The organism is Geodermatophilus sp. TF02-6 (assembly GCF_003319115.1).
In the GTDB taxonomy this organism is placed as follows: domain Bacteria; phylum Actinomycetota; class Actinomycetes; order Mycobacteriales; family Geodermatophilaceae; genus Geodermatophilus.
In genome coordinates this window covers 1-23,073 of the sequence record NZ_QOHF01000002.1, presented here as the reverse complement: position 1 = coordinate 23,073, position 23,073 = coordinate 1, and the positions used below count along the sequence as shown (strand labels likewise).

The window sequence follows — 23,073 nt, the reverse complement described above, 5'->3', positions numbered from 1 at the left end:
CAGGACAGGGCCCTCAGGGCCGCGGGTCGCGCACCCAACGGGCCAGCAGCACGCTGGCGTCGTCCTGCAGCAGCCCGTGCTGGTGCTCGAGGACGGCGTGCACGAGCCGGCGCGCGGTCTCCGGCGGCGGCTGGCCGGCGGCGACCTGGCGGCTGAGCAGGTCGACCAGCCGGTCCTCGCCGAACCAGGCGCCGGCCGCGTCCCGGGCCTCGGTGACCCCGTCGGTGTGCAGGGCCAGCCAGTCGCCGGGCTGCAGGGCCTCCTCGGCCACGGTGAGCGCCCCGTCGCCCAGCCCGAACGGGACCCGTCGCCCACCGGCGAGCCGCTTGACCACCTTCCCACCGCGCAGCAGGTGCGGCCCCGGGTGGCCCGCGCTGACGTAGCGCAGCCGGCCGCTGCCCACGTCGAGCTCGGCGAGGACGCCGGTGACGAACGCGCTGCCCGGGAAGGCGTCGGCCACCACCTCGTCGATGGCCCGCGCCTGGTCGTCGATGCCCCGGCCGTCGCGCCGGGCGCTGCGGTAGGCCGCCAGGGCCGCCGCGGCCAGCAGCCCGGCCGGCAACCCGTGGCCCATCGCGTCGAAGACGGCCAGGGAGACGCTGCGCTCGGACAGCGAGTAGTCGAAGGCGTCCCCGCCCGCCTCGTAGGCCGGCTCCAGCAGCCCGGCCAGCTCGAAGGCGTCGCTGGCGGCGGTCAGCGGCGGCAGCTGCTGCCACAGCAGCTCGGCCGACGGCGTGGGCGGCCGGTTGCGGCGGGCCCGCTCGAGCCCGTCGCCGTACTGCGCCATGGTGACGACGAGGGAGCCGACCATCGCCGCCAGCCAGCCACACTCCTGCCGCAGCGCCGGGTCGTACAGCTCGACCGTCGAACCGACCCGCACCTCGAGCACGCCCACCCGCTCGGTGCCGTCGAGCAGTGGCAACCACAGCCGGGGCACGCCGCCGGCCTCCGAGGGCAGGGGGCGCACCGTCTGGAACACCCGGCCGGGCAGGGAGCCGTCGATCGGCAGCGACTCCCCGGACCGGCCGCCCGCCGGGCACAGCGCCCACAGCCGGCGCTGCTCGTGGTCGGCCACGTGCACGTCGACTCCCACGCCCATGGCCGCGCCGGCCTCGGCCGCCAGGGCGGCCAGCCGGTCCGGCGGCGCCGAGTGGGCGGCCTGCACCAGGTGCAGCAGCGCGGCGAACGGCCCGCTGACCGGCGGGCGCCGGCGGATCGGGGTGCTGTAGGGCACCCGCCGCTGCGTGAACAGCTCGTCGAGGCGCTCGTTGAGGGTGTGCGCCAGCACGTCGGCCTCCGCGGACGCCAGCGGGATGAGCCCCTGCAGGTGGCCGTCGACCTCGAGGAGGTCGGCGTTGCCGCCCAGCGCGAAGAACCGCGTCCAGACCTGCTCCAGCGTCAGGTCGGCGACCTCGAGGGCCGACCGCAGCGCCCGGCGCTGCTCCTCCTCGGGCGGGACCTGCCCGGGTCTGGTCATCATCGACGCCGGCGGACGGCGGAGTCGACCACCGCCCGGGCCACCTCGGGCAGCGTCCCGGCCTTCTCACCCGAGCGGGCCAGCAGCATGGTGAAGGCGACGTCCTCGGGGACGCCGTGCCTGGCCATGAGCACGCCCTTGGCCGTGCTGACCACGTCCCGGGTCGCGACGGCCTGCCGCAGGCCCTCGCTGAGCCGCCGCGCCCGGTCACGGGTCTGCACGTTGGCGACGAGGATCGCCGCCTGCGCGGAGCACAGGACCAGCCGCCGCTCGGCGGGCTCCTCGAAGGTCCCCGGCCGCTCGGCGTAGACCTTCAGGGCGCCCAGCGAGCTGTCGCCGGCCATCAGCGGTGCGCTCATCGCGGCGCGCAGCCCGAGCGGCGTGACCGCGGCCGCCCAGCGCGGCCAGCGCCGGTCGGTGGCCAGGTCGTCGATGCGGACCAGTTCACGGCCCGCCGCTGCCGCCAGGCACGGCCCCTCGTCGAGCTCGTACTGCAGCGCGTCGGCGCGTTCGGTCCGGGCGTCGGTGGACCCGGAGCTGCGCCGGCCGCGCTCGTCGACGATCGACACCCCCGCGCCCACCGCCCCGGGGACGGTGTCCAGCGCCAGCGAACTCACCAGCCCGAGCGCCGTGGCAACCGTCTCCTCGGACAGCAGCAGGCCCGCCATGCGGGCGAACACAGCCGACAGCTCGTCGGCCAGGGGGAGGTCGCGGGGACGGTCACTGCTTGCAGGGTCGGAGCGCACGCGCACCCCTCGGTGGTCGGCCGCACGCCCCGCCGGTGCTGGACGGAGGACACAGCGCTCTTCCAGGGTAACGCCCCCCGCGGGTGTGGACCGGCCGGTCGTCGGCACGGTGGCGGCCGTCCCACCTGGGACCATGGAGCCGTGCCGACGCCCGCTCCGCCCGCCGTCTCCGCCGTCCCCCGCCGGTGGCGGTCCCTGTGCGCCGTGCTCGCCGTCGTGGTGGCCGCCGTCCTGACCTACGTGGGGGTGTCGCTGCCGGACAACGTCACCGGTGTCGCCCGCTACACCGTGGCCGACCAGGTCGCCGTGGTCGGGCTGGGCCTGGTCCTCGGCGGCGGGCTGCTGGCCCTCGGACGGCCCCGGGTGGACGCCGACGCCACCGGCATCCGGGTGCGCAACCTGCTCGGGCAGCGCGAGCTGCCCTGGACGGCGGTGCGGGCCGTCCGCTTCGACAAGCGGTTCCGGTGGGCCACCGTGCTGACGACCGACGACGATGAGTTCGCGCTGCTGGCCGTGCAGGGCGCCGACGGGGACCGGGCGGTGGACGCCGTGGAGGGCCTGCGCGCGCTGCTGGCGGCCAGTCGGGCGCAGCCGCCGGCGACCCGGGGATGAGCAGGGACCCCCGTGCCCCCGCGCTCCGGCCCCGTCCGGGGACCCTGCACGGGGGCCGGGCGAGCGGAATGTCCGGACGGCCCGCGGCGCTGTAGCATGTACGCGCCTCCCCGCTACACCGAGGCGCGCGAACCACGCAGGCGGCCTGCGCCCCAGGCCGCCGACCAAGAGGAGCCCGCTCCCACCTGCCGCCGCCCCGGCGTCCAGGTCCCCGGATCGCGGAGCCCGGCCACCGGCCGGTCCCCGCGGCGTGCACGAGCCTCCTGGCTCGGCGCACCGGCGAGTGGGCCCCGTGAGCAGCAGCTCGCGGGGCCCTCTGCTCGTCGGGGTCCGGGTGGACGAGCGAGCCCTCCCGTGCAAGAGCAGAGGAGAGGCCATCACCGAGCCCCGCATCAACGACCGTATCCGCGTCCCCGAGGTCCGCCTGGTCGGCCCCGAGGGCGAGCAGGTCGGCATCGTGCCGATCGGCGAGGCGCTGCGCCTGGCCCAGGACTCCGAGCTCGACCTCGTCGAGGTCGCTCCCATGGCCCGGCCTCCGGTCGCCAAGCTCATGGACTACGGGAAGTTCAAGTACGAGTCCGCCCAGAAGGCCCGCGAGGCCCGGCGGAACCAGGCGATGACCGTCATCAAGGAGATGCGGCTGCGCCTGAAGATCGACCCGCACGACTACGAGACCAAGAAGGGCCACGTCGAGCGCTTCCTCAGGAGCGGCGACAAGGTCAAGATCACCGTGATGTTCCGCGGCCGCGAGCAGTCCCGGCCGGAGCTGGGCTACCGGCTGCTGCAGCGGCTGGCCGCCGACGTCGCCGAGCTCGGCGTCGTGGAGTCCAACCCCAAGCAGGACGGCCGCAACATGGTCATGGTGATCGCCCCGCACCGCAACCAGCAGGCGCAGCAGTCGCAGCAGGGCCGCCGGCAGGCGAGGGGCGAGCAGTCGGCCTCGGAGCAGGCGCCCCGCGCCTGAAGAAGGGCCCTCTTGCCCCCCGCCACTCGGAGAAGGACCCCGTCCTCCTCACCGTTCGCAGGCTCACGGCGAGCCTCTGGACGGGGCCGGGACCCTGCAGGAGGGCCGCACGACCGCACCACCGAGGCGCACCGGCGCCGTCGGGGCAGCCGCGTGCTGCTCCCGGCGCCGACGGCGCCGATCACAGACGAACGAGGACACCGAGGACATGCCGAAGCAGAAGACCCACAAGGGCACCGCGAAGCGGATCCGCGTGACGGGCAGCGGGAAGCTCATGCACGAGCAGGCCAACAACCAGCACAAGTTCGAGCACAAGTCCTCGCGCCGCAAGCGCCGGCTGGACCAGGACCAGGTCCTGTCCCCGGCCGACACCCGCAACATGAAGAAGCTGCTGGGCCTCTGAGCGCCCCCGGTAACGAGAAGACAGGAGCCCTTCAGTGGCACGCGTGAAGCGGGCGGTCAACGCCCAGAAGAAGCGCCGGACGACCCTCGAGGCCGCCAGCGGGTACCGGGGCCAGAGGTCGCGCCTGTACCGCAAGGCCAAGGAGCAGGTCCTGCACTCGGCCACCTACCAGTACCGCGACCGCAAGGTCCGCAAGGGTGACTTCCGCAAGCTGTGGATCACCCGGATCAACGCCGCGGCCCGCCAGAACGACATGACCTACAACCGGTTCGTGCAGGGCCTCAAGCTCGCCGGCATCGAGCTCGACCGGCGTGTCCTCGCCGAGCTGGCGGTCAACGAGCCGGCCGCCTTCACCGCCCTGGTGGAGACCGCGCGCGCCGCCGTCGCCGCCGCCCCGGCCGGCGGCGCCACCGGCAGCGCCGCCGCCTGAAGTCACGCCCCTCCCGACGCCGTCGGCGTCCGGTCCCTCGGGCCGGCGCCGGCGGCGTCGGCGTGTCCGGGGACCACGTCCGCCGCGGAGGAGGGAACGCGTGACCGAGCCGCTCACCGAGCGGTCGGGGCGGGTGGCGGCCGCGCGCCGGCTCACCCGCCGGGCCGAGCGGGACGCCGCCGGGCTGTTCCTCGCCGAGGGCCGGCAGGCCGTGGCCGAGGCGCTGGCCGACCCGGCCCGGGTGCGCGAGGTCTTCGTGACCGACGCGGCCGCCGCCGCGCACCGCGACCTGCTGGCCGCGACGCCGGTGCCGGTCCGGCGGGTCACCGAGAGGGCGGCGGCCTCGCTGTCGGAGACGGTCACCCCGCAGGGGCTGGTCGCCGTCTGCGCGCTGCGGGACGTGCCGGCCGAGCGGCTGACCGCCGACCCGCCCCGGCTGGCCGTCGCCCTCGCCGAGCTGGCCGACCCCGGCAACGCCGGCACGGTGCTGCGCACCGCCGACGCCTGCGGTGCCGGCGCGGTGGTCTTCGGCGCCGGGTCGGCCGACCCCTACGGCGGCAAGGCGGTGCGCGCCAGCGCGGGCAGCCTCTTCCACGTCGACGTCGTCCGCGGGACGGCGCTGGCCGGCCTCCTGCCGCGGCTGCGGGACGCCGGCGCCACCGTGCTCGCCGCGGACGGCGGGGGAGAGACGACCCTGCCCGAGGTGACCGACCGCCTCACCGGCCGGGTCGTCTGGCTGTTCGGCAACGAGGCCCGCGGCGTGCCGGCGCAGCTGGCCGCGCTGGCCGACGCGCGGGTGCGCATCCCCATGCGCGGCCGGGCCGAGAGCCTCAACCTGGCCGCCGCCGCGGCGATCTGCCTCTACACCACCCAGCTGGCCCAGTAGGAGGCCCCCCGCCCCCACCGTGACAGGACCCCGTCCTCCCCCCCTCGCTCGGGCGGGACCCGGGACGGGGCCGGCGGCGGGGCCCTGCAGGGGGTGGCGGACGGGGGCCGCCTCCGGGCACTCCGACCGGTGATCATCGGCGGCTGGCCGCCGCCTGCCGGCGTGTCGCCCAGCCACTCGCCGATGATCACGGCCTGGGTGCCGGGCGCTCAGGGGCGTCGGCCGCGGCGCCGTCCGCCGGGAGCCCGGTCAGCGCCACCAGGAACTCGTCCCCGCCCAGGCCCTCGTCCCGGGCCCGAGCGTTCCACAGCGCGGTCTCGACCTGCTCGGCCAGCCGGCGCCGGTTGGGCAGCCCGGTGAGCGGGTCGGTGTCGGCCAGCTCCTCGATGCGGGCCAGCGCGGCGCGGGTGCGGTCGCGCTCCTGCACCAGCGCGCGCTCAGCCGCCACGCGCGAGGTCACGTCCACCTGGACGCCGATGTAGTGGGTGACCGTCCCGTCGTGCCCGCGGACCGGCGCCAGGTGCAGCTCGTTCCACCACGGCGTCCGCTCGGCGCCGCGGTGGTTGAGCACGGTGACCCGGCACTCCTCCCCGGCCGCGACGGTGCGGCGGATCGCGGCGGTCGCCGCGGGGTCGGTGTCGGTCCCCTGCAGGAACCGGCAGTTGCGGCCCAGCAGCTGCTCGCGCGGGAGACCGGCCAGCCTCTCGAACGCCGGGTTGACGTAGACCAGCGGCTGGTCGGGCAGCCGCACGTCGACGATCGTCACACCGCTGGGGGTCGCGGCCAGCGCACCGGTCAGCAGCGTGTCGCCGGGCGAGGCGACGAGCGCGCCGGCGCTGCGCGGCTCGGTGGACGGGACGGGCGCGGGGGGCTGCTGCGGCGCGTGCGGCAGTTCCTCGGACCTCGGGGCGACCCGCGCCAGCAGCGCGGCGGTGGCCCGGACGACGGTGTCGCGAGCGCGCGGGCCATCCGCAGGTGGACGGCGTCCTCGATGCCCTCGGCCAGCACGACCGCGCCGGTGCGCTCGGCGTGCGCGTTGACCGCGTTCATGATCCCGGCGATCACCGGGCCGGGCCGCTCCTGCACCAGCCGCAGGTCCAGCTTGACCACGTCCGGACGCAGCAGCGGCATGAACGCCAGCGACATCGGCTCGGCGCCGACGTCGTCCACCGCCACGGCCCAGCCGACGGCACGCACCCGCTCGACGGTGCGCAGCAGCTCGGCCGGGCGGGTGGCCAGCGCCCGCTCGGTGATCTCCAGGACCACCCGCCACCCGCCCGGTGCGGCCTGCGCGATGGCCAACAGGTCCTCCATCGGCGCCCGGTCGAGCACCTCGGGCTCGACGTTGACGAACAGGGTCAGCGGCGCCTCCAGGCCCTGCTCGAGGGCGCCGCGCAGGGCCGCGGAGCGGCAGGCGGCGTCCAGCTCGGCGAGGCGGCCGGCCTCGCGGGCGGCGGCGAAGAGCGCGTCGGGCCGCTCCAGCGGGCCCTGCGGTCCGCGGGCCAGCGCCTCGTAGGCGACCACCCGGCGGCTGTCGAGCTCGACGATGGGCTGGAAGACGCTGCGCACGGTGCCGTGCCGGAGGACGTCGTCGATCGTCGTGGACGGCGCGCTCGAGGAGGTTGCCACGGGGAGGTCATCGGCCGCGACCAGGGGGGTGCTGAGCCGGACCGGCGCATCTCCCCCTCCGGGAGGAGCCCGGGCCGCCGGCACCGCGACCACGGGCGGCGAGGGGGCGGGCCGGCGGGGGGATGAGGACGACCGGGGGAACGTCGAAACCCGGGCGCGGGGCTTCGCGGGTGGCGGGCAGAATGGCCTCCCGTGTCCGGCGCCAACGACCCCTACGACCCCAAACAGGTCGCCGCCCTCTCCGCCGAGGCCCTCGACACCGCGGTGACCGAGGCGCGGAAGGCCTTCGCCGAGGCGATCGACCTCGAGGTGCTGGCCGCCGTCCGCCCGGCCCACCTGGGCGACCGCGCGCCGGTGCTGCTGGCCCGTCGCGAGCTCGGCGCGCTGCCGCCGGCCGCCCGGGCCGACGCCGGCAAGCGGGTCAACGCCGCCCGCGCCGCGGTCACGTCGGCGTACGAGGAACGCCTGGCCGAGCTGGAGGCCGAGCGCGACGCGCGTGTCCTGGCCGAGGAGCGGGTCGACGTCACCCTGCCCTGGGACCGCCTCCCCCGCGGCGCCCGGCACCCGCTGACCACGCTCACCGACCGGATCGCCGACGTCTTCGTGGGCATGGGCTACGAGGTCGCCGACGGCCCCGAGCTCGAGGCCGAGTGGCTCAACTTCGACGCGCTCAACATCGGCCGCGACCACCCGGCGCGCACGATGATGGACACCTTCTTCGTCGCGGGTGGGCCGGGTCAGGACGAGGACTCCGGCCTGGTGCTGCGCACGCACACCAGCCCGGTGCAGGCCCGGACCATGCTGGCGCGCACCCCGCCGATCTACGTCGTCGCCCCCGGCCGGGTGTACCGCACCGACGAGCTGGACGCGACGCACACCCCGGTCTTCCACCAGGTCGAGGGGCTGGCCGTCGACCGCGGGCTGACCATGGCGCACCTGCGCGGCACGCTGGACCACCTGGCGCGGGCGCTGTTCGGCGCCGACGCGGTCACCCGCTGGCGGCCGTCGTACTTCCCGTTCACCGAGCCGTCGGCGGAGTTCGACGTCTGGTTCCCCGAGCACCGCGACGGGCCGCGCTGGGTGGAGTGGGGCGGCTGCGGGATGGTCAACCCGCGGGTGCTCGTCGCCTGCGGCGTCGACCCCGAGGAGTACCGCGGGTTCGCCTTCGGCGTGGGCATCGAGCGCGCCCTGCAGTTCCGCTCCGGGGTCGGCGACATGCGCGACATCGTCGAGGGCGACGTCCGGTTCACGCGAGCGTTCGGGGTAGACCAGTGACCGACCGTCACGATGGGAAGGCAGAGTAGTGAGGGTCCCCGTCGGCTGGCTGGCCGAGTACGTCGACCTGCCGTCCGGGACGACGGTGGAGCAGCTCGACGCCACCTTCGTCCGGCTCGGCCTGGAGGTGGAGAAGGTCCACCGGCCCGAGGAGGTCACCGGTCCGCTCGTCGTCGGCCGGGTGCTGGAGGTCGAGGAGCTGACCGGTTTCAAGAAGCCGATCCGCTTCTGCCGGGTCGACGTCGGGGAGCAGGCCCCCCGGGGCATCGTCTGCGGCGCCCGCAACTTCGCCGTCGGCGACGCCGTGGTGGTGGCCCTGCCCGGCGCGGTGCTGCCCGGCGGGTTCACGATCGCCTCGAGGAAGACCTACGACCGCATCTCCGACGGGATGATCTGCTCGGCCCGCGAGCTGGGCATCGGCGAGGACCACACCGGGATCCTGGTCCTGGCGGACGGCGCGGCCGGCAGCGCCCCGGCGCCGGGCACCCCGGCCGGCCCGGTGGTGGGTCTCGACGACGTCGTCGTCGAGCTGGCCATCACCCCCGACCGCGGCTACTGCCTGTCCATGCGCGGCATCGCCCGTGAGATCGGCACCGGCCTGGGCGTGACCTGGCGCGACCCGGGCGCGCTCCCGGTGCCGTCCTGGTCGGGGGAGCCGGCGTGGGAGGTCGCCGTCGCCGACCCCGACCGCTGCGACCGGTTCTCGATGATCGCGCTGGAGGACCTGGACCCGACCGCGCCGACGCCGTGGGGGATGCGCCGGCGGCTGGCCGAGTCCGGCGTCCGGAGCGTCTCGCTGGCCGTCGACGTCACCAACTACGTGATGCTCGAGCTCGGCCAGCCGATGCACGCCTTCGACCGCGACCGGGTCAGCGGGCCGATCGTCGTCCGCCGGGCGCGCGAGGGGGAGCGGCTGACCACCCTGGACGGGGTGGACCGCGTCCTGGACGCCGACGACCTGCTGATCACCGACGACTCCGGCCCGATCGGGCTGGCCGCGGTGATGGGAGGCGCATCGACCGAGATCGGCGACGACACGGTGGACGTGCTGCTGGAGGCGGCGCACTGGGAGCCGACCGGGGTGGCCCGCACCGCGCGCCGGCACCGGCTGCCCAGCGAGGCGGCCAAGCGTTTCGAGCGCGGTGTCGACCCGGAGATGACGACGGCCGCGCTGGTCCGCGCCGCCGAGCTGCTGGCCGAGCACGGCGGTGCGCGCGTCGTCGGCGCCCCGGTGGACGTCGACACCCGCGGGCCGCGCCCGACCATCCCGCTCGACCCCGCGCTGCCCGGCCGCGTGGCCGGGGTGCCGTACCCGCCGGCGCGGGTCACCGAGCTGCTGGCCGCGGTCGGCTGCGCCGTGGACGGCGCCACGGACGACGGCGCCACGGACGACGGCGCCACGGAAGACAGCGGGGGCGGCCTCCTCACCGTGACCCCGCCGTCTTGGCGCCCGGACCTCACCGACCCGGCCGACCTGGTCGAGGAGGTCGTCCGGCTGGCCGGTTACGACGACGTCCCCTCGGTGCTGCCCACCGCCCCGCCCGGACGCGGGCTGACCGAGGCCCAGCGCCGCCGCCGGGCGATCGGCCGCACGCTGGCCGAGGTCGGCTACGTCGAGGCGCCGTCCTACCCCTTCGTCGGGCCGGCGGCGCTGGACGCGCTGGGCCTGGCCGAGGACGACGAGCGGCGGCAGGTCGTCGTCGTCCGCAACCCGCTGTCGGAGGAGGAGCCGGCGCTGCGCACCACGCTGCTGCCCGGGCTGCTGGCCACGCTGGCCCGCAACCTCTCCCGCGGCCAGCGCGACCTCGCCCTGTTCGAGCACGGCGCGGTCTTCCCCGGCGGAGTGCGTCGGCCGGCTCCGCTGCCCGGCGTGGACCGGCGTCCGGACGACGAGACGATCGCCGCGCTGCTGGGCGCGGTCCCGGCCCAGCCCTGGCACGTGGCCGTGGCGCTGGCCGGCAACCGCGAGCCGCGCGGCTGGTGGGGCCCGGGCCGGCCGGCGGTCTGGGCGGACGCGGTGCAGGCCGCCCGCCGGGTGGCCGAGGCAGCCGGCGTCGAGCTGACCGTGCGGGCGGGGGAGTGCGCACCGTGGCACCCGGGCCGCTGCGCCGAGCTGCTGGTCGGTGACGGAGCCGGGGGCCATCGCACCGTGGGCTTCGCCGGCGAGCTGCACCCGCGGGTGTGCGCGGCGCTGGCCCTGCCGGCCCGCACCTCGGTGATGGAGCTCGACGTCGACGCGCTCCCGCCGGCGCCCGTGCCGGTCGGCCCGCACATCTCGACCTTCCCGCCGGTGCTGGTCGACGTCGCGCTCGTGGTCCGCGACGAGGTGCCCGCCGCCGAGGTGGACGCCGCGCTGCGCGCCGGCGCAGGACAGCTGCTGGAGTCGCTGCGGCTGTTCGACCTCTACACCGGCCCGCCGGTGCCGGCCGGGTCGCGCTCGCTGGCCTACGCGCTCACCCTGCGGGCCCCGGACCGGACGCTGACCAGCGAGGAGGCCACCGCCGTCCGCGACGCCGCGGTCGCCGCCGCGGCCCAGCGGACGGGCGCGCAGCTCCGTGCCTGAGGAAGGACCCCTGCCCCCTGCGGCCCCGTTCCGTGGCCTCCTCCTGCCTGGTCGGGTCGTTCCCTGCGCGCCGGCGCCGACGACCCCGCCGTCCTGCGCGAGACCACCCCGGGCGACGCCGCTCGCCGGCTGCGCCTGCGCCCCCACGGCGAGGACGACCCGCTCGCCTGAGCTCAGCCGGCGCGGTCCGGGTCACGGTCGCCGGACGGGGCGGACGTCCGGCTCGCGTCCCTCCGCGGTGGGTGACCAACAGTGGTCGGTCATGCCGTCGACGGTGCGGCGAGCGGCTCCAGGTCACACGCCGCCGCGAAGCCCTGCGACTCGATGCCGAACGCGGTGTTGGTGCGGGTGTAGAGGTTCGCCAGCCCGATGAACGCGGTCAGCTCCACCAGCGCGGGTGCGCCGAGCTGCTCGAGCAGCCGCGCGGACATCTCGTCGGTCACCGTCGGCGGGGTCCGGCTCATCGCCTCGGCGTACTCCATGACCTCGCGCTCCAGCGGCGTGAACACGTCCGATCCGCGCCAGCGCGGCACCTCGCGGGCCTTGGTCAGGTCGAGCCCCTCGTTGTGGGCGTGGAAGTAGCCGAGGTCCAGGCAGAAGCTGCAGCCGACCAGGCTGGCCACCGCCATGTGGGCGAACGACTTCAGGTCCTCGTCGCACTGGTCCCACTTCTGTGCCCTGCGACCGACGCTGAAGCTGAAGTCCAGCACCTTCCGGTTGTGCCACGCCACCTCGACCGGCTCGGGCACGCCGCCGAACACCCTGCGGGACACCCGCTTGACCACCGCGCCGTAGACGCCGGTCAGCTCCGCCTTCGGGATCCTGGTACTGCTGGCCATGACTCCTCCTCCGGTCACTCGCTCTCGGCATGGAGACACCGGCCAGGAGTCGGGTGTGACACGCGAGCCGGACGTCCTCGCCGGCCGCGGCTGGAGGAGACCGGTACTCCGAGTGCGCACAGGCGACCTGGACGTCCGGATGACGACGCCCTGGATGAGCAGCCATGCACGATGGTGTATCGTCATGCACCATGAGTGGGGCGCGGACGTGGACGGTCGGGGTCACCGGCGCCACCGGCTACGCGGGGGGCGAGGTGTGCCGGCTGCTGGCCGGGCACCCGCACCTGCGGCTGGCCGGGGTGCACGCCAACTCGAGCGCCGGCCGACGCCTGGGTGAGCTGCAGCCCCACCTGCTGCCCTGTGCCGACCTCGAGGTCCAGCCGAGCGACGCCGACTCGCTCACGGGCTACGACGTCGTGGTCCTGGCCCTGCCGCACGGGGAGTCCGCCGCGGTGGCCGCGCAGCTGCCCGAGGACACCCTCGTCATCGACTGCGGCGCCGACCACCGGCTGAACGACCCCGCGGCCTGGGCGCGGTGGTACGGCTCCGAGCACGCCGGCTCCTGGCCCTACGGCCTGCCCGAGCTGCCCGGCCAGCGCGAACAGCTGGCCGGCGCCCGCCGGATCGCCGTCCCCGGCTGCTACCCGACCTCGGTGGCCCTGGCGATGGCCCCGGCGCTGGCCGCCGGCCTGGTCGAGCCCGACGTCGTCGTGGTCGCCGCTTCCGGCACCTCTGGGGCCGGCAAGTCGCCCAAGCCGCACCTGCTCGGCAGCGAGGTCATGGGCTCGGCGAGCGCCTACGGCGTGGGCGGGGTGCACCGGCACACCCCGGAGATGGTGCAGACCCTCTCGCAGGCGGCCGGGACGCCGGTGGGCGTCAGCTTCACCCCGACCCTGGTGCCGATGAGCCGGGGCATCCTCGCCACCTGCTCGGCGCCGCTGACCGCCGGCGCCGACGCGGCCGCCCTGCGGACGGCGTACGACAAGGCCTACGACCAGGAGCCGTTCGTGCACCTGCTGCCCGAGGGCCGGTGGCCGACGACGGCGCAGGTGCTCGGCGCCAACACCGTCGCGCTGCAGCTGGCGGTCGACCCCGACGCCGGCCGGCTGGTCGTGGTCGCCGCGGTCGACAACCTGACCAAGGGCACCGCGGGCGCGGCGGTCCAGTGTGCCAACCTCGCCCTCGGCCTGCCCGAGACCACCGGCCTGCCTCTCGTCGGGGTGGCGCCGTGAACCCACCCCACGACGACGCTCCGCTGGCACTCCACGTCCCCGCGGAGGCCCCGGTATGAGCGTGACCGCACCGCAGGGGTTCCGGGCCGCGGGCGTCGCCGCGGGGCTCAAGAGCACCGGCGCGCAGGACGTCGCCCTGGTGGTCAACGACGGCCCGGACGACGCCGCGGCGGGGGTCTTCACCACCAACCGCTTCCCGGCCGCGCCGGTGCAGTGGAGCCGGCAGGTCCTGACCACCGGGCGGGTGAGGGCGGTCGTCCTCAACTCCGGCGGCGCCAACGCCTGCACCGGGCCCGAGGGCTTCGGCGACACCCACGCCACCGCCGAGCACGTCGCCGGCGAGCTCGGCATCGGCGCGGTCGACGTCGCGGTCGCCTCCACCGGGCTGATCGGCGTCCGGCTGCCGATGGAGGAGCTCACCGCCGGGGTCACCGCCGCCGCCAAGGGGTTGTCCGAGGACGGCGGCCGGGACGCCGCGCTGGCGATCATGACCACCGACAGCGTGCCCAAGACGACGGTGCAGGCCCGCGGCGGTCCGGACGGCGGCTGGACCGTCGGCGGCATGGCCAAGGGCGCCGGCATGCTCGCCCCCAGCCTGGCCACGATGCTCGTCGTCCTCACCACCGACGCCGCGGTCCCGGCCGACGTGCTGCAGACGGCCCTGCAGCATGCGACCAGCGTCAGCTTCGAGCGGGTCGACTCCGACGGCTGCCTGTCGACCAACGACACGGTCATCGCGATGGCCAACGGCGCCAGCGGGGTCACCCCCAGCGCCGAGGACGTCGCCGAGGCGCTCACCGCCGCCTGCACCGACCTGGCCGCGCAGCTGCTCGCCGACGCCGAGGGATCCACCAAGGACGTCGCGATCACCGTCCGGGGCGCTGCCAGCGTCGCTGACGCCCTGACCGCCGGCCGCGCCTGCGCCCGCAACAACCTGCTCAAGACCGCGCTGTTCGGCAACGACCCCAACTGGGGCCGGGTGCTCGCCGCGATCGGCACCACCGACGCCGCGTTCGAGCCCGACCGGGTGGACGTCGCCATCAACGGCGTCACCGTCTGCCGGGGTGGCGCGATCGGCGACCCCCGCGAGCTGGTCGACCTCACCGGCCGCGCGGTCGCCATCGACGTCGACCTGGGAGCCGGCGGCGAACAGGCGACGATCTGGACCAACGACCTGTCCGTCGCCTACGTGCACGAGAACTCGGCATACTCCACATGAGCACGGCGTACTCCACATGAGCACCGACCGGACCGGCGAGCCCGAACCGCACGTGAGCACGGTGCACGACGCGGCCGCCCAGGACCCCACCCCGCCCGACGTCCGCGTCGACGAGGCGTCGCCGGCGGTGCCCGCCTCCCGGCGGCGCATCGGCACCACCCGGGTGATGCGCACCTACGACCCGGAGGGCGACGCGCGCAAGGTCGCCGTCCTCACCGGGGCGCTGCCGTGGCTCAAGGAGTTCCACGGCAACGTCGTGGTGGTCAAGTACGGCGGCCACGCGATGGTCGACGAGGAGTGCCGCCGGGCCTTCGCCGAGGACATGGTGTTCCTGCGGACCTGCGGCATCCTGCCGGTCGTCGTCCACGGCGGCGGTCCGCAGATCACCGGGATGCTGACCCGGCTGGGCATCGCCAGCGAGTTCCGCGGCGGCCTGCGGGTGACCACCGAGGAGACCATCGAGGTCGTCCGCATGGTGCTCACCGGCCAGGTGACCCCCGAGGTGGTCGGGCTGATCAACCAGCACGGCCCGCTGGCGGTGGGACTGTCCGGTGAGGACGGCGGGCTGTTCACCGCCGAGCGCACCACGGCCGTGGTGGACGGCGAAGCGGTCGACGTCGGCCTGGTCGGCGACGTGGTCGCCGTCGACCCCACGCCGGTGACCGCGCTGCTCGAGGCCGGCCACATCCCGGTCATCGCCACCGTCGCCCCCGACCGGGACGGCGTGGTGCACAACGTCAACGCCGACACCGCGGCCGCCGCGGTCGCCGTGGCGCTCGGCGCGGTCAAGCTCGTCGTCCTCACCGACGTGGAGGGCCTCTACGCCGACTGGCCCGACCGCGACTCGCTGGTGCAGCAGATCGACGCCGCCGAGCTGGCCGAGATCCTGCCCGACCTGGACGCGGGGATGGTGCCGAAGATGGCCGCCTGCCTGCGGGCGGTCAACGGCGGGGTCACGCGGGCGACCGTCGTCGACGGCCGCACCCCGCACGCCCTGCTGCTGGAGATGTTCACCACCGAGGGCACCGGGACGATGGTCGTCCCGGCCCCACCGACCGAGGAGGCGACGGCGTGAGCGCTGGTCCGACGCGCACGGAGGAGCTGGCCGCCCGCTGGTCGGCGGTGATGATGAACAACTACAAGGCCCCGCCGGTGGCGCTGGCCCGCGGCGAGGGGGCGACCGTGTGGGACGTCGACGGCCGCGAGTACACCGACCTGCTCGGCGGCATCGCCACGACCATCCTCGGCCACGCCCACCCCCGGGTGGTCGAGGCGGTCACCCGGCAGGCGCAGACCCTCGGGCACGTCTCCAACCTGGCGATGCACGAGCCCGGCGTGCTGCTCGCCGAGCGGCTGTTGGAGCTGGCCGGCCGGCCCGGGCGGGTCTTCTTCTGCAACTCCGGCGCGGAGGCCAACGAGGCCGCCTTCAAGATCAGCCGGCTGACCGGCCGGCCCGAGGTGGTCACCGCCGAGGGCTCCTTCCACGGCCGGACCATGGGCGCGCTCGCCCTCACCGGCCAGCGGGCGAAGGCCGCATCTTTCGAACCCCTCCCCGGCGGCGTCCGGAACGTCCCCTACGGCGACCCCGCGGCTCTGGCCGGGACCGTCTCCGAGCAGACGGCGATGGTGCTGCTCGAGCCGGTGCTCGGCGAGGGCGGCGTGCTGCCCGCCCCGCCCAGCTACCTGGCTGCGGCCGCGGCAGCAGCCGGGGAGGCCGGCGCGCTGTTCGCCGTCGACGAGGTGCAGACCGGCACCGGCCGCACCGGGCACTGGTTCGCGCACCAGGCCGACGGCCTCCAGCCCGACCTGGTCACCGTGGCCAAGGCACTCGGTGGCGGCCTGCCGCTCGGCGCGACGCTGGCTTTCGGCGAGGCGGCCGAGCTGATGCAGGCCGGCATGCACGGCTCCACCTTCGGCGGCAACCCGATCGCCGCCGCGGCCGCGCTCGCCGTCCTCGACACGATCCGCGACGAGGGGCTGCTGGAGCGGGCCAAGGAGCTCGAACACCGGTTCACCGCCGGCATCGAGGGCCTGGGCCACCCCGGGGTCAGCGGGGTCCGCGGGCGGGGGGCGCTGCTCGGCGTCGTCCTCGCCGCGCCGGTCGCCGCCGCGCTGGAGGCGGCGCTGCGGGAGGCCGGCTTCCTCACCAACGCCGTCGCCCCCGACGTGCTGCGGCTGGCCCCGTCGCTGGTGGTCACCGACGCGCAGGTCGACGCCTTCGTCGCCGCCCTCCCGGCGGCCCTCGACACCGTCCTGGAGGACCAGTGACCCGGCACCTCCTGCGGGACGACGACCTCGGCCCCGCCGAGCAGGCCGAGGTGCTGGCGCTGGCCGCCGAGCTCAAACGCACCCGGCACACCGACGCCGCGCCCACCCCGCTGCGCGCCCCGAACGGGGTGCCGCGGACGGTGGCGGTGCTGTTCGACAAGCCCTCCACCCGCACCCGGGTCAGCTTCTCCGTGGGTGTGGCCGAGCTCGGCGGTCACCCGCTGGTGATCGACGCCACCACCAGCCAGCTCGGCCGCGGCGAGCCGGTCGAGGACACCACCCGCGTGCTCGACCGGCAGGCCGCCGCGATCGTCTGGCGCACCTTCGGCCAGGACCGCCTCGAGGCGATGGCCGCGGTCAGCCGGGTGCCGGTGGTCAACGCGCTCACCGACGGGTTCCACCCGTGCCAGGTCCTGGCCGACCTGCAGACGGTGCTCGAGCGGCGCGGCCGGCTGGCCGGGCTGACCCTGACCTACCTCGGCGACGGCGCCAACAACATGGCGCACTCCTACCTGCTCGGCGGCGCCACCGCCGGCATGCACGTGCGGATCGGCTCGCCGGAGTCCTTCCAGCCGTCCAAGGAGGTGCTCGAGCGGGCCGAGGAGATCGCCGCGGGAACCGGGGGTTCGGTGCGCTGGATAGACGACGCGGCGGCCGCCGTCGACGGCGCCGACGTCCTGGCCACCGACACCTGGGCGTCCATGGGGCAGGAGGACGAGGTCGACGCCCGGATCGCGCCGTTCCTGCCCTATGCGGTGGACGACGCCGCGCTGGGCCGCGCCGCCGCCGATGCCGTCGTCCTGCACTGCCTGCCCGCCTACCGCGGCAAGGAGATCGCCGCGTCGGTGATCGACTCACCCGCCAGCGCGGTCTGGGACGAGGCCGAGAACCGGCTGCACGCCCAGAAGGCTCTGCTCTCCTGGCTCCTGGAGCGATCCGGGTGACGTCCGCGCTGACCCGCTCGGCGCGGCAGGCCCGCATCGCCGAGCTCATCGCCGCCCGACCGGTGACCTCGCAGACCCACCTGGCCGCGCTGCTGGCCGAGTCCGGCATCGAGGTCACCCAGGCCACGCTCTCGCGCGACCTGGAGGAGCTGGGCGCGGTCAAGCTGCGCGGCTCCGACGGCGCCCCGGCGTCCTACGTGCTCCCCCCGGAGAACGCCCCGCTGCGCCCGGCCCAGGCCGCGCCCGCCCGGCTGACCCGGCTGCTGGCCGACCTGCTGACCTCTGCCTCGGGCAGCGCCAACCTCGCCGTCCTGCGCACGCCCCCTGGTGCCGCGCAGTTCCTCGCCTCCGCCCTGGACAAGGTCGGCCTCCCCGACGTCCTGGGCACGATCGCGGGGGACGACACTCTGCTCGTCGTCTCCCGCGCGCCCGACGGCGGCCCGGCACTGGCCGACCGCCTGCGTGCGCTCGCCGAGCGCGCACCCTCCCTCAGCGACAACACCGACGTGGAAGAGAGCGAACCGTGACCGAACGTGTCGTCCTGGCCTACTCCGGAGGCCTCGACACCTCCGTGGCCATCGGCTGGATCGCCGAGGAGACCGGCGCCGAGGTGATCGCCGTCGCCGGCGACGTCGGCCAGGGCGGCGAGGACATGGAGGTCATCCGCCGGCGCGCCCTCGACTGCGGCGCCGTCGAGTCGATCGTCGCCGACGTGCGCGACGAGTTCGCCGACGACTTCTGCCTCCCCGCGCTGCAGGCCAACGCCCTCTACATGGACCGCTACCCGCTGGTCTCCGCGCTGTCCCGGCCGCTGATCGTCAAGCACCTCGTCGCCGCCGCGAAGCAGCACGGCGCCTCGACGGTCGCCCACGGCTGCACCGGCAAGGGCAACGACCAGGTGCGCTTCGAGGTCGGAATCGGCGCCCTCGCCCCGGACCTGTCGGTGCTCGCCCCGGTCCGCGACTCGGGCATGACCCGCGACAAGGCGATCGCCTTCGCCGAGGAGAAGGGCCTGCCGATCGCGACCACCAAGAAGTCGCCGTACTCGATCGACCAGAACGTGTGGGGCCGCGCGGTCGAGACCGGCTTCCTCGAGGACATCTGGAACGGGCCGATCGAGGACGTCTACGAGTACACCCAGGACCCGTCGGTCGCGCGGGAGCCCGACGAGGTCGTCATCGGCTTCACCGCCGGCGTGCCGACGACGATCGACGGCCGGCCGGTCACCGTGCTGCAGGCCATCGAGGAGCTCAACACCCGCGCCGGCGCCCAGGGGGTCGGGCGGCTGGACATGGTCGAGGACCGGCTGGTCGGCATCAAGAGCCGCGAGGTCTACGAGGCCCCCGGCGCGATCGCGCTGATCACCGCCCACTCCGAGCTCGAGGCGGTCACCGTCGAGCGCGACCTGGCCCGGTTCAAGCGCACGGTCGGGCAGCGCTGGGCCGAGCTGGTCTACGACGGCCTGTGGTTCTCCCCGCTGAAGAAGGCCCTCGACGCGTTCGTCGCCGAGTCGCAGCAGCAGGTCACCGGCGAGATCCGGATGACCCTCTCCGGCGGCCGGGCGGTGGTCACCGGACGGCGCAGCGACGCCTCGCTCTACGACTTCAACCTCGCCACCTACGACACCGGCGACACGTTCGACCAGGGGCTGGCCAAGGGCTTCGTCCAGCTGTGGGGGATGCCGTCGAAGTTGGCAGCGGCCCGCGACCAGCGGCTCGGTCAGTGACCGCAGCCAGCCGGACCCGGCTGTGGGGCGGCCGCTTCGGCGGCGGCCCGTCGGACGCCCTGACCGCGCTGTCCCGGTCCACCGCCTTCGACTGGCGGCTGGCGCCCTTCGACCTGGCGGGCTCCCGGGCGCACGCCCGGGTGCTGAACCGGGCCGGGCTGCTCACCGACGACGAGCTCGCGCGGATGCTCGGCGCCCTGCGGGAGCTCTCGGCCGAGGTCGCCGCCGGCGCCTTCACCCCGCTCGAGAGCGACGAGGACGTGCACGAGGCGCTCGAGCGCGGCCTGACCGAGAAGCTCGGCACCCTCGGCGGCAAGCTGCGCGCCGGCCGCAGCCGCAACGACCAGATCGCCACGGACCTGCGGCTCTACCTGCGCCACAACGTCCGGGCTCTGGTCGGCGAGCTCTCCTCCCTGGAGTTCGCGGTGCTCGGTCTGGCCGAGCGGTACGCCGACGTCGCCGCCCCGGGCATGACCCACCTGCAGCACGCCCAGCCGGTGCTCGTCGCCCACCAGCTGCTGGCCCACGCCCACGCGTTCGCGCGCGACGTCGACCGGCTGCGCGACTGGGACCGGCGGACGGCGGTCAGCCCCTACGGCTCCGGCGCCCTGGCCGGCTCCTCGCTGCCGCTGGACCCGGACGCCGTCGCCGCCGAGCTCGGCTTCGACCGGGCCTCGGACAACTCCATCGACGGGGTCAGCGACCGCGACTTCGCCGCAGAGTTCTGCTTCGCCGCGGCGCTGATCGGCGTCCACCTGTCCCGGCTGGGCGAGGAGGTCGTGCTCTGGACGTCGACCGAGTTCGGCTGGGCCCGGCTCGACGACGCCTGGGCCACCGGGTCGTCGATCATGCCGCAGAAGAAGAACCCCGACGTCGCCGAGCTGGCCCGCGGCAAGTCCGGTCGGTTCGTCGGCAACCTGACCGGGCTGCTGACCACGCTCAAGGGCCTGCCGCTGGCCTACGACCGCGACCTGCAGGAGGACAAGGAGCCGGTCTTCGACTCCGCGGAGCAGCTGCTGCTCCTGCTGCCCGCGGTCACCGGGATGGTCGGCACGCTCACCCTGCGCCCGGAGGTGCTGGAGGCGGCCGCGCCGCAGGGCTTCGCCCTGGCCACCGACGTCGCCGAGTGGCTGGTCCGCCAGGGTGTGCCGTTCCGGTCGGCCCACGAGATCGCAGGCGCCATGGTGGCCTTCTGCGAGGAGGCCGGGCTCGAGCTCGACGGGCTCGACGACGACCAGCTCGCCGGCATCGACGAGCGGCTCACCCTGGAGGTCCGGTCGGTGCTCTCCGTGCCGGGCGCGCTGGCGGCCCGCTCGACCCGCGGGGGGACGGCGCCCGCGCGCGTGGCCGAGCAGTTCGCCGCCCTGGAGGCGCTGGCCACCGAGCACGCGGACTGGGCGACGTCCTCACCCGTGGCGGCCGCGCTCTGAGCACCCCGGCGCCCGGGCCGCCCGGGCCGCTCCTGACCCCGGAGGAGCTGCTCGGGCCGGCCGACGCCGTCGCGCCGGCACTGCTCGGCTGCTGGGTGGTGACCGACCGGCCCGAGGGCGAGGTGGCGGTGCGGCTCACCGAGGTCGAGGCGTATTCCGGCGACGGCACGGACCCGGCCGCCCACTCCCACCGCGGGCCCACCCCGCGCGCGGCGATCATGTTCGGCCCGCCCGGCCGGCTCTACGTCTACTTCAGCTACGGCGTGCACTGGTGCGCCAACGTCGTCGTCGGGCCGGAGGGGCACGGCTCGGCGGTGCTGCTGCGAGCGGGGGACGTCGTCGTGGGGGAGGAGCTGGCCCGCGCTCGCCGTCCCGCCGCCCGCTCGGCCCGGGACCTCGCCCGCGGACCGGCCCGGCTCACCCAGGCGCTGGCCGTGGGCCCCGGCGACAGGGGCGCCGACCTGCTGTCGCCGACGAGCTCGGTCCGGCTGCACCGGGGACCGGCGCCGTCGGCGGTGTCCGCCGGTCCCCGGGTCGGGATCACCCGGGCGACGGAGCTTCCGTGGCGGTTCTGGGAGACCGGTGCGGCCTCGGTGAGCGTGTTCCGTCCGGGGAGCACGCGACGGCGCCGCGGCGCCGGGCAGGATGGGGTTCCGTGACCGACGTGATCGACGAGCTGCACCGCCGCGGGCTGATCGCCCAGAGCACCGACGAGGACGCCCTGCGCAAGCACCTCGGCGAGGGGCCAGTCACCTACTACTGCGGGTTCGACCCGACCGCGCCGAGCCTGCACGTCGGGCACCTGCTGCAGTTCATGGTGCTGCGGGCCCTGCAGCGGGCCGGCCACCAGCCGATCGTGCTCGTCGGCGGGGCGACCGGCCTCGTCGGCGATCCACGGCCCGCGTCGGAGCGGCAGCTCAACGACAAGGACACCGTGGCCGACTGGGTCGACCGGATCCGCCGCCGGGTGGCGCCGTTCCTCGACCTGCCGGCCGAGCGGGACGGGCTGCGGACCCCGATCTACGTGGACAACCTCGACTGGACGGCGCCGCTGTCGGCCATCGACTTCCTGCGCGACCTCGGCAAGCACTTCCGGGTCAACCGGATGCTGGCCAAGGAGGCGGTGTCGGCCCGGCTCAACTCCGATGCGGGCATCAGCTACACCGAGTTCAGCTACCAGATCCTGCAGGCCAACGACTTCCTCGAGCTGCACGGCCGGCACGGCTGCACGCTGCAGAGCGGCGGGTCCGACCAGTGGGGCAACATCACCGCCGGCGTCGACCTGGTCCGGCGGACCGAGGGCGCCACCGTGCACGCGCTGGCGACCCCGCTGGTCACCACCGCCGACGGGAGGAAGATCGGCAAGACAGAGGGCGCGACCGTGTGGCTCGACCCCGAGCTCACCAGCCCCTACGCGTTCTTCCAGTACTGGCTCAACCTCGATGACGTCGACGCCCGGACCTGGCTGCCGCTGTTCTCCGAGCGGACGGGCGAGGAGATCACCGCGCTGATCGCGGAGTCGGTCGAACGGCCAGCCGCCAGGGCGCCGCAGCGGGCGCTGGCCGAGGAGCTGACCCGACTCGTGCACGGCCCCGACGAGCTGCGCCGGGCGGAGGCCGCCGGGCGGGCGCTGTTCGGGCGCGAGGACCTGCGCTCGCTGGACGCCCCGAGTCTGGCGGCCGCCCTGCAGGAGGCCGGTTCGGTGACGGTCGAAGGGGAGACCCCGACCCTCGCCGCGCTGTTCCAACGGTCCGGTCTGGTCAGCAGCCTGTCCGAGGCGCGCCGCACGGTGAAGGAGGGCGGGGCGTACCTCAACAACGAGCGGGTCACGGACGCCGACGCCGTGCCCGCCGAGGCCGACTGGCTGCCCGGCGGGTGGCTGGTGCTGCGGCGCGGCAAGCGGGTCGTGGCGGGGGTGCGACGCCGGCCGAGGTGAGCAGATGGCGCCCGGACGAGGACGTCGCGACCGGGTGTCCCTCGCGTTGCACAGCGGTGTCGGGCGTCACCACTCGGCTCGTTTGACACGGCCTCCGGGGGCACGTAGCTTTCTCTGTGCGCCGCGCGGGCCGAGAGGTCAACCGGGGAGCTCCCTGAGGGAGCCCACCGGCCGCGGGGTAGGGTAGGACATCCCACCAACGACGAAGCCCGCGAGGGTGGAGTTGTTGTGTGTCCGTTCCTTGAGAACTCAACAGCGTGCCGAAAGTCAGTGCCATGGTTTGTGACCCCGTTGTGGGGTTGTGTGGGTTGGCTGATCTCGGGGGTGTGTTGTTTCGGGGTCGGTCAGGTCGGGTGTCGAGCTTTTACAGCATCTTTGGAGAGTTTGATCCTGGCTCAGGACGAACGCTGGCGGCGTGCTTAACACATGCAAGTCGAACGGGGTTCACCGCTTCGGTGGTGGGCTTGAGTGGCGAACGGGTGAGTAACACGTGG

General features: G+C 75.2%; 22 protein-coding genes and 1 rRNA gene. 18 read left to right on the top strand and 5 right to left on the bottom strand.

What is annotated here, in order from left to right; translation table 11 throughout:
* Positions 1 to 13: 13 nt before the first annotated feature.
* Together DQ238_RS02155 and DQ238_RS02150 are read right to left on the bottom strand one after the other, a co-directional pair.
* Positions 14 to 1,477: a PP2C family protein-serine/threonine phosphatase gene (locus DQ238_RS02155; RefSeq protein ID WP_233495640.1), complete on the bottom strand. Its 1,464-nt coding sequence runs from the start codon at positions 1,475 to 1,477 to the stop codon at positions 14 to 16.
* On the bottom strand, positions 1,477 to 2,223 hold the full coding sequence (locus DQ238_RS02150; protein WP_158550692.1) for a GAF and ANTAR domain-containing protein: 747 nt from the start codon (positions 2,221 to 2,223) through the stop codon (positions 1,477 to 1,479). Before DQ238_RS02150 ends, DQ238_RS02155 begins: the two co-directional genes overlap by 1 nt.
* 141 nt (positions 2,224 to 2,364) lie before the next feature.
* On the opposite strand from DQ238_RS02150, the gene DQ238_RS02145 reads away from it, so the two are divergent.
* The 5 genes from DQ238_RS02145 (at position 2,365) to DQ238_RS02125 (ending at position 5,518) form a co-directional block, all read left to right on the top strand.
* Positions 2,365 to 2,835 (top strand): PH domain-containing protein, encoded by a 471-nt coding sequence (locus tag DQ238_RS02145; protein ID WP_113779676.1) that lies wholly within the window; start codon positions 2,365 to 2,367, stop codon positions 2,833 to 2,835.
* A 334-nt stretch (positions 2,836 to 3,169) separates the two neighbouring features.
* Entirely contained in the window at positions 3,170 to 3,799 is a 630-nt protein-coding gene (infC, locus tag DQ238_RS02140) for a translation initiation factor IF-3 (protein WP_199506086.1), read from the top strand.
* Positions 3,800 to 4,007: 208 nt separating this feature from the next.
* Entirely contained in the window at positions 4,008 to 4,202 is a 195-nt protein-coding gene (rpmI, locus tag DQ238_RS02135; RefSeq protein ID WP_113779674.1) for a 50S ribosomal protein L35, read from the top strand.
* A 34-nt stretch (positions 4,203 to 4,236) separates the two neighbouring features.
* Positions 4,237 to 4,632: a 50S ribosomal protein L20 gene (gene rplT, locus DQ238_RS02130; RefSeq protein ID WP_113779673.1), complete on the top strand. Its 396-nt coding sequence runs from the start codon at positions 4,237 to 4,239 to the stop codon at positions 4,630 to 4,632.
* A gap of 100 nt (positions 4,633 to 4,732) precedes the next feature.
* Positions 4,733 to 5,518, top strand: coding sequence for an RNA methyltransferase (locus tag DQ238_RS02125; RefSeq protein ID WP_113779672.1), 786 nt, complete (start codon positions 4,733 to 4,735; stop codon positions 5,516 to 5,518).
* Between the two features lie 187 nt (positions 5,519 to 5,705).
* On the opposite strand, the gene DQ238_RS22985 is transcribed toward DQ238_RS02125, so the two are convergent.
* Complete coding sequence (locus DQ238_RS22985) at positions 5,706 to 6,284, bottom strand: PAS domain-containing protein (protein ID WP_199506085.1); 579 nt, start codon at positions 6,282 to 6,284, stop codon at positions 5,706 to 5,708.
* Between the two features lie 29 nt (positions 6,285 to 6,313).
* Positions 6,314 to 7,147: an EAL domain-containing protein gene (locus DQ238_RS22980; RefSeq protein ID WP_199506084.1), complete on the bottom strand. Its 834-nt coding sequence runs from the start codon at positions 7,145 to 7,147 to the stop codon at positions 6,314 to 6,316.
* Positions 7,148 to 7,339: 192 nt separating this feature from the next.
* Here DQ238_RS22980 and pheS point away from each other — a divergent pair, with 192 nt between their 5' ends.
* Both pheS and pheT read left to right on the top strand, forming a co-directional pair.
* Positions 7,340 to 8,422, top strand: coding sequence for a phenylalanine--tRNA ligase subunit alpha (gene pheS, locus DQ238_RS02115; protein WP_113779671.1), 1,083 nt, complete (start codon positions 7,340 to 7,342; stop codon positions 8,420 to 8,422).
* 28 nt (positions 8,423 to 8,450) lie between these two features.
* On the top strand, positions 8,451 to 10,985 hold the full coding sequence (pheT, locus tag DQ238_RS02110; protein ID WP_113779670.1) for a phenylalanine--tRNA ligase subunit beta: 2,535 nt from the start codon (positions 8,451 to 8,453) through the stop codon (positions 10,983 to 10,985).
* 260 nt (positions 10,986 to 11,245) lie between these two features.
* On the opposite strand, the gene DQ238_RS02105 is transcribed toward pheT, so the two are convergent.
* Positions 11,246 to 11,824, bottom strand: a complete 579-nt coding sequence (locus DQ238_RS02105; RefSeq protein WP_113779669.1) for a carboxymuconolactone decarboxylase family protein — start codon at positions 11,822 to 11,824, stop codon at positions 11,246 to 11,248.
* A gap of 191 nt (positions 11,825 to 12,015) precedes the next feature.
* Here DQ238_RS02105 and argC point away from each other — a divergent pair, with 191 nt between their 5' ends.
* From argC to DQ238_RS02050, 11 genes are all read left to right on the top strand, one after another.
* Positions 12,016 to 13,056, top strand: a complete 1,041-nt coding sequence (argC, locus tag DQ238_RS02100; RefSeq protein ID WP_113779668.1) for an N-acetyl-gamma-glutamyl-phosphate reductase — start codon at positions 12,016 to 12,018, stop codon at positions 13,054 to 13,056.
* Positions 13,057 to 13,111: 55 nt separating this feature from the next.
* Positions 13,112 to 14,275: a bifunctional glutamate N-acetyltransferase/amino-acid acetyltransferase ArgJ gene (gene argJ, locus DQ238_RS02095; protein WP_113779667.1), complete on the top strand. Its 1,164-nt coding sequence runs from the start codon at positions 13,112 to 13,114 to the stop codon at positions 14,273 to 14,275.
* A gap of 16 nt (positions 14,276 to 14,291) precedes the next feature.
* On the top strand, positions 14,292 to 15,350 hold the full coding sequence (argB, locus tag DQ238_RS02090) for an acetylglutamate kinase (protein ID WP_199506083.1): 1,059 nt from the start codon (positions 14,292 to 14,294) through the stop codon (positions 15,348 to 15,350).
* Positions 15,347 to 16,543, top strand: coding sequence for an acetylornithine transaminase (locus DQ238_RS02085; RefSeq protein WP_233495639.1), 1,197 nt, complete (start codon positions 15,347 to 15,349; stop codon positions 16,541 to 16,543). Before argB ends, DQ238_RS02085 begins: the two co-directional genes overlap by 4 nt.
* The gene (gene argF / locus DQ238_RS02080) at positions 16,540 to 17,487 is read left to right on the top strand and encodes an ornithine carbamoyltransferase (RefSeq protein WP_113779666.1); all 948 of its coding nucleotides are present in this window, start codon (positions 16,540 to 16,542) and stop codon (positions 17,485 to 17,487) included. Before DQ238_RS02085 ends, argF begins: the two co-directional genes overlap by 4 nt.
* Positions 17,484 to 18,014, top strand: coding sequence for an arginine repressor (locus DQ238_RS02075; RefSeq protein ID WP_113779665.1), 531 nt, complete (start codon positions 17,484 to 17,486; stop codon positions 18,012 to 18,014). The genes argF and DQ238_RS02075 overlap by 4 nt, the downstream gene beginning before the upstream one ends.
* Positions 18,011 to 19,213: an argininosuccinate synthase gene (locus DQ238_RS02070; protein WP_113779664.1), complete on the top strand. Its 1,203-nt coding sequence runs from the start codon at positions 18,011 to 18,013 to the stop codon at positions 19,211 to 19,213. Before DQ238_RS02075 ends, DQ238_RS02070 begins: the two co-directional genes overlap by 4 nt.
* A complete protein-coding gene (gene argH, locus DQ238_RS02065) occupies positions 19,210 to 20,643 on the top strand; it encodes an argininosuccinate lyase (RefSeq protein WP_199506082.1) in 1,434 nt (477 codons plus the stop codon). The genes DQ238_RS02070 and argH overlap by 4 nt, the downstream gene beginning before the upstream one ends.
* Positions 20,607 to 21,302, top strand: coding sequence for a DNA-3-methyladenine glycosylase (locus DQ238_RS02060; RefSeq protein WP_370447500.1), 696 nt, complete (start codon positions 20,607 to 20,609; stop codon positions 21,300 to 21,302). The genes argH and DQ238_RS02060 overlap by 37 nt, the downstream gene beginning before the upstream one ends.
* Positions 21,299 to 22,579 carry a tyrosine--tRNA ligase gene (tyrS, locus tag DQ238_RS02055; RefSeq protein ID WP_113779662.1) on the top strand — a complete coding sequence of 427 codons (1,281 nt, stop codon included), beginning with the start codon at positions 21,299 to 21,301 and terminating at the stop codon, positions 22,577 to 22,579. Before DQ238_RS02060 ends, tyrS begins: the two co-directional genes overlap by 4 nt.
* A 372-nt stretch (positions 22,580 to 22,951) precedes the next feature.
* A 16S ribosomal RNA gene (locus DQ238_RS02050) occupies positions 22,952 to 23,073 on the top strand; the annotation flags it as partial.

Bases quoted from the DNA above. Each gene is read 5' to 3' on its own strand.
- DQ238_RS02105 (WP_113779669.1), bottom strand. From the start codon at position 11,824: ATGGCCAGCAGTACCAGGATCCCGAAGGCGGAGCTGACCGGCGTCTAC.
- argC (WP_113779668.1), top strand. From the start codon at position 12,016: ATGAGTGGGGCGCGGACGTGGACGGTCGGGGTCACCGGCGCCACCGGC.
- argB (WP_199506083.1), top strand. From the start codon at position 14,292: ATGAGCACCGACCGGACCGGCGAGCCCGAACCGCACGTGAGCACGGTG.
- rpmI (WP_113779674.1), top strand. From the start codon at position 4,008: ATGCCGAAGCAGAAGACCCACAAGGGCACCGCGAAGCGGATCCGCGTG.
- argJ (WP_113779667.1), top strand. From the start codon at position 13,112: ATGAGCGTGACCGCACCGCAGGGGTTCCGGGCCGCGGGCGTCGCCGCG.
- DQ238_RS02155 (WP_233495640.1), bottom strand. From the start codon at position 1,477: ATGACCAGACCCGGGCAGGTCCCGCCCGAGGAGGAGCAGCGCCGGGCG.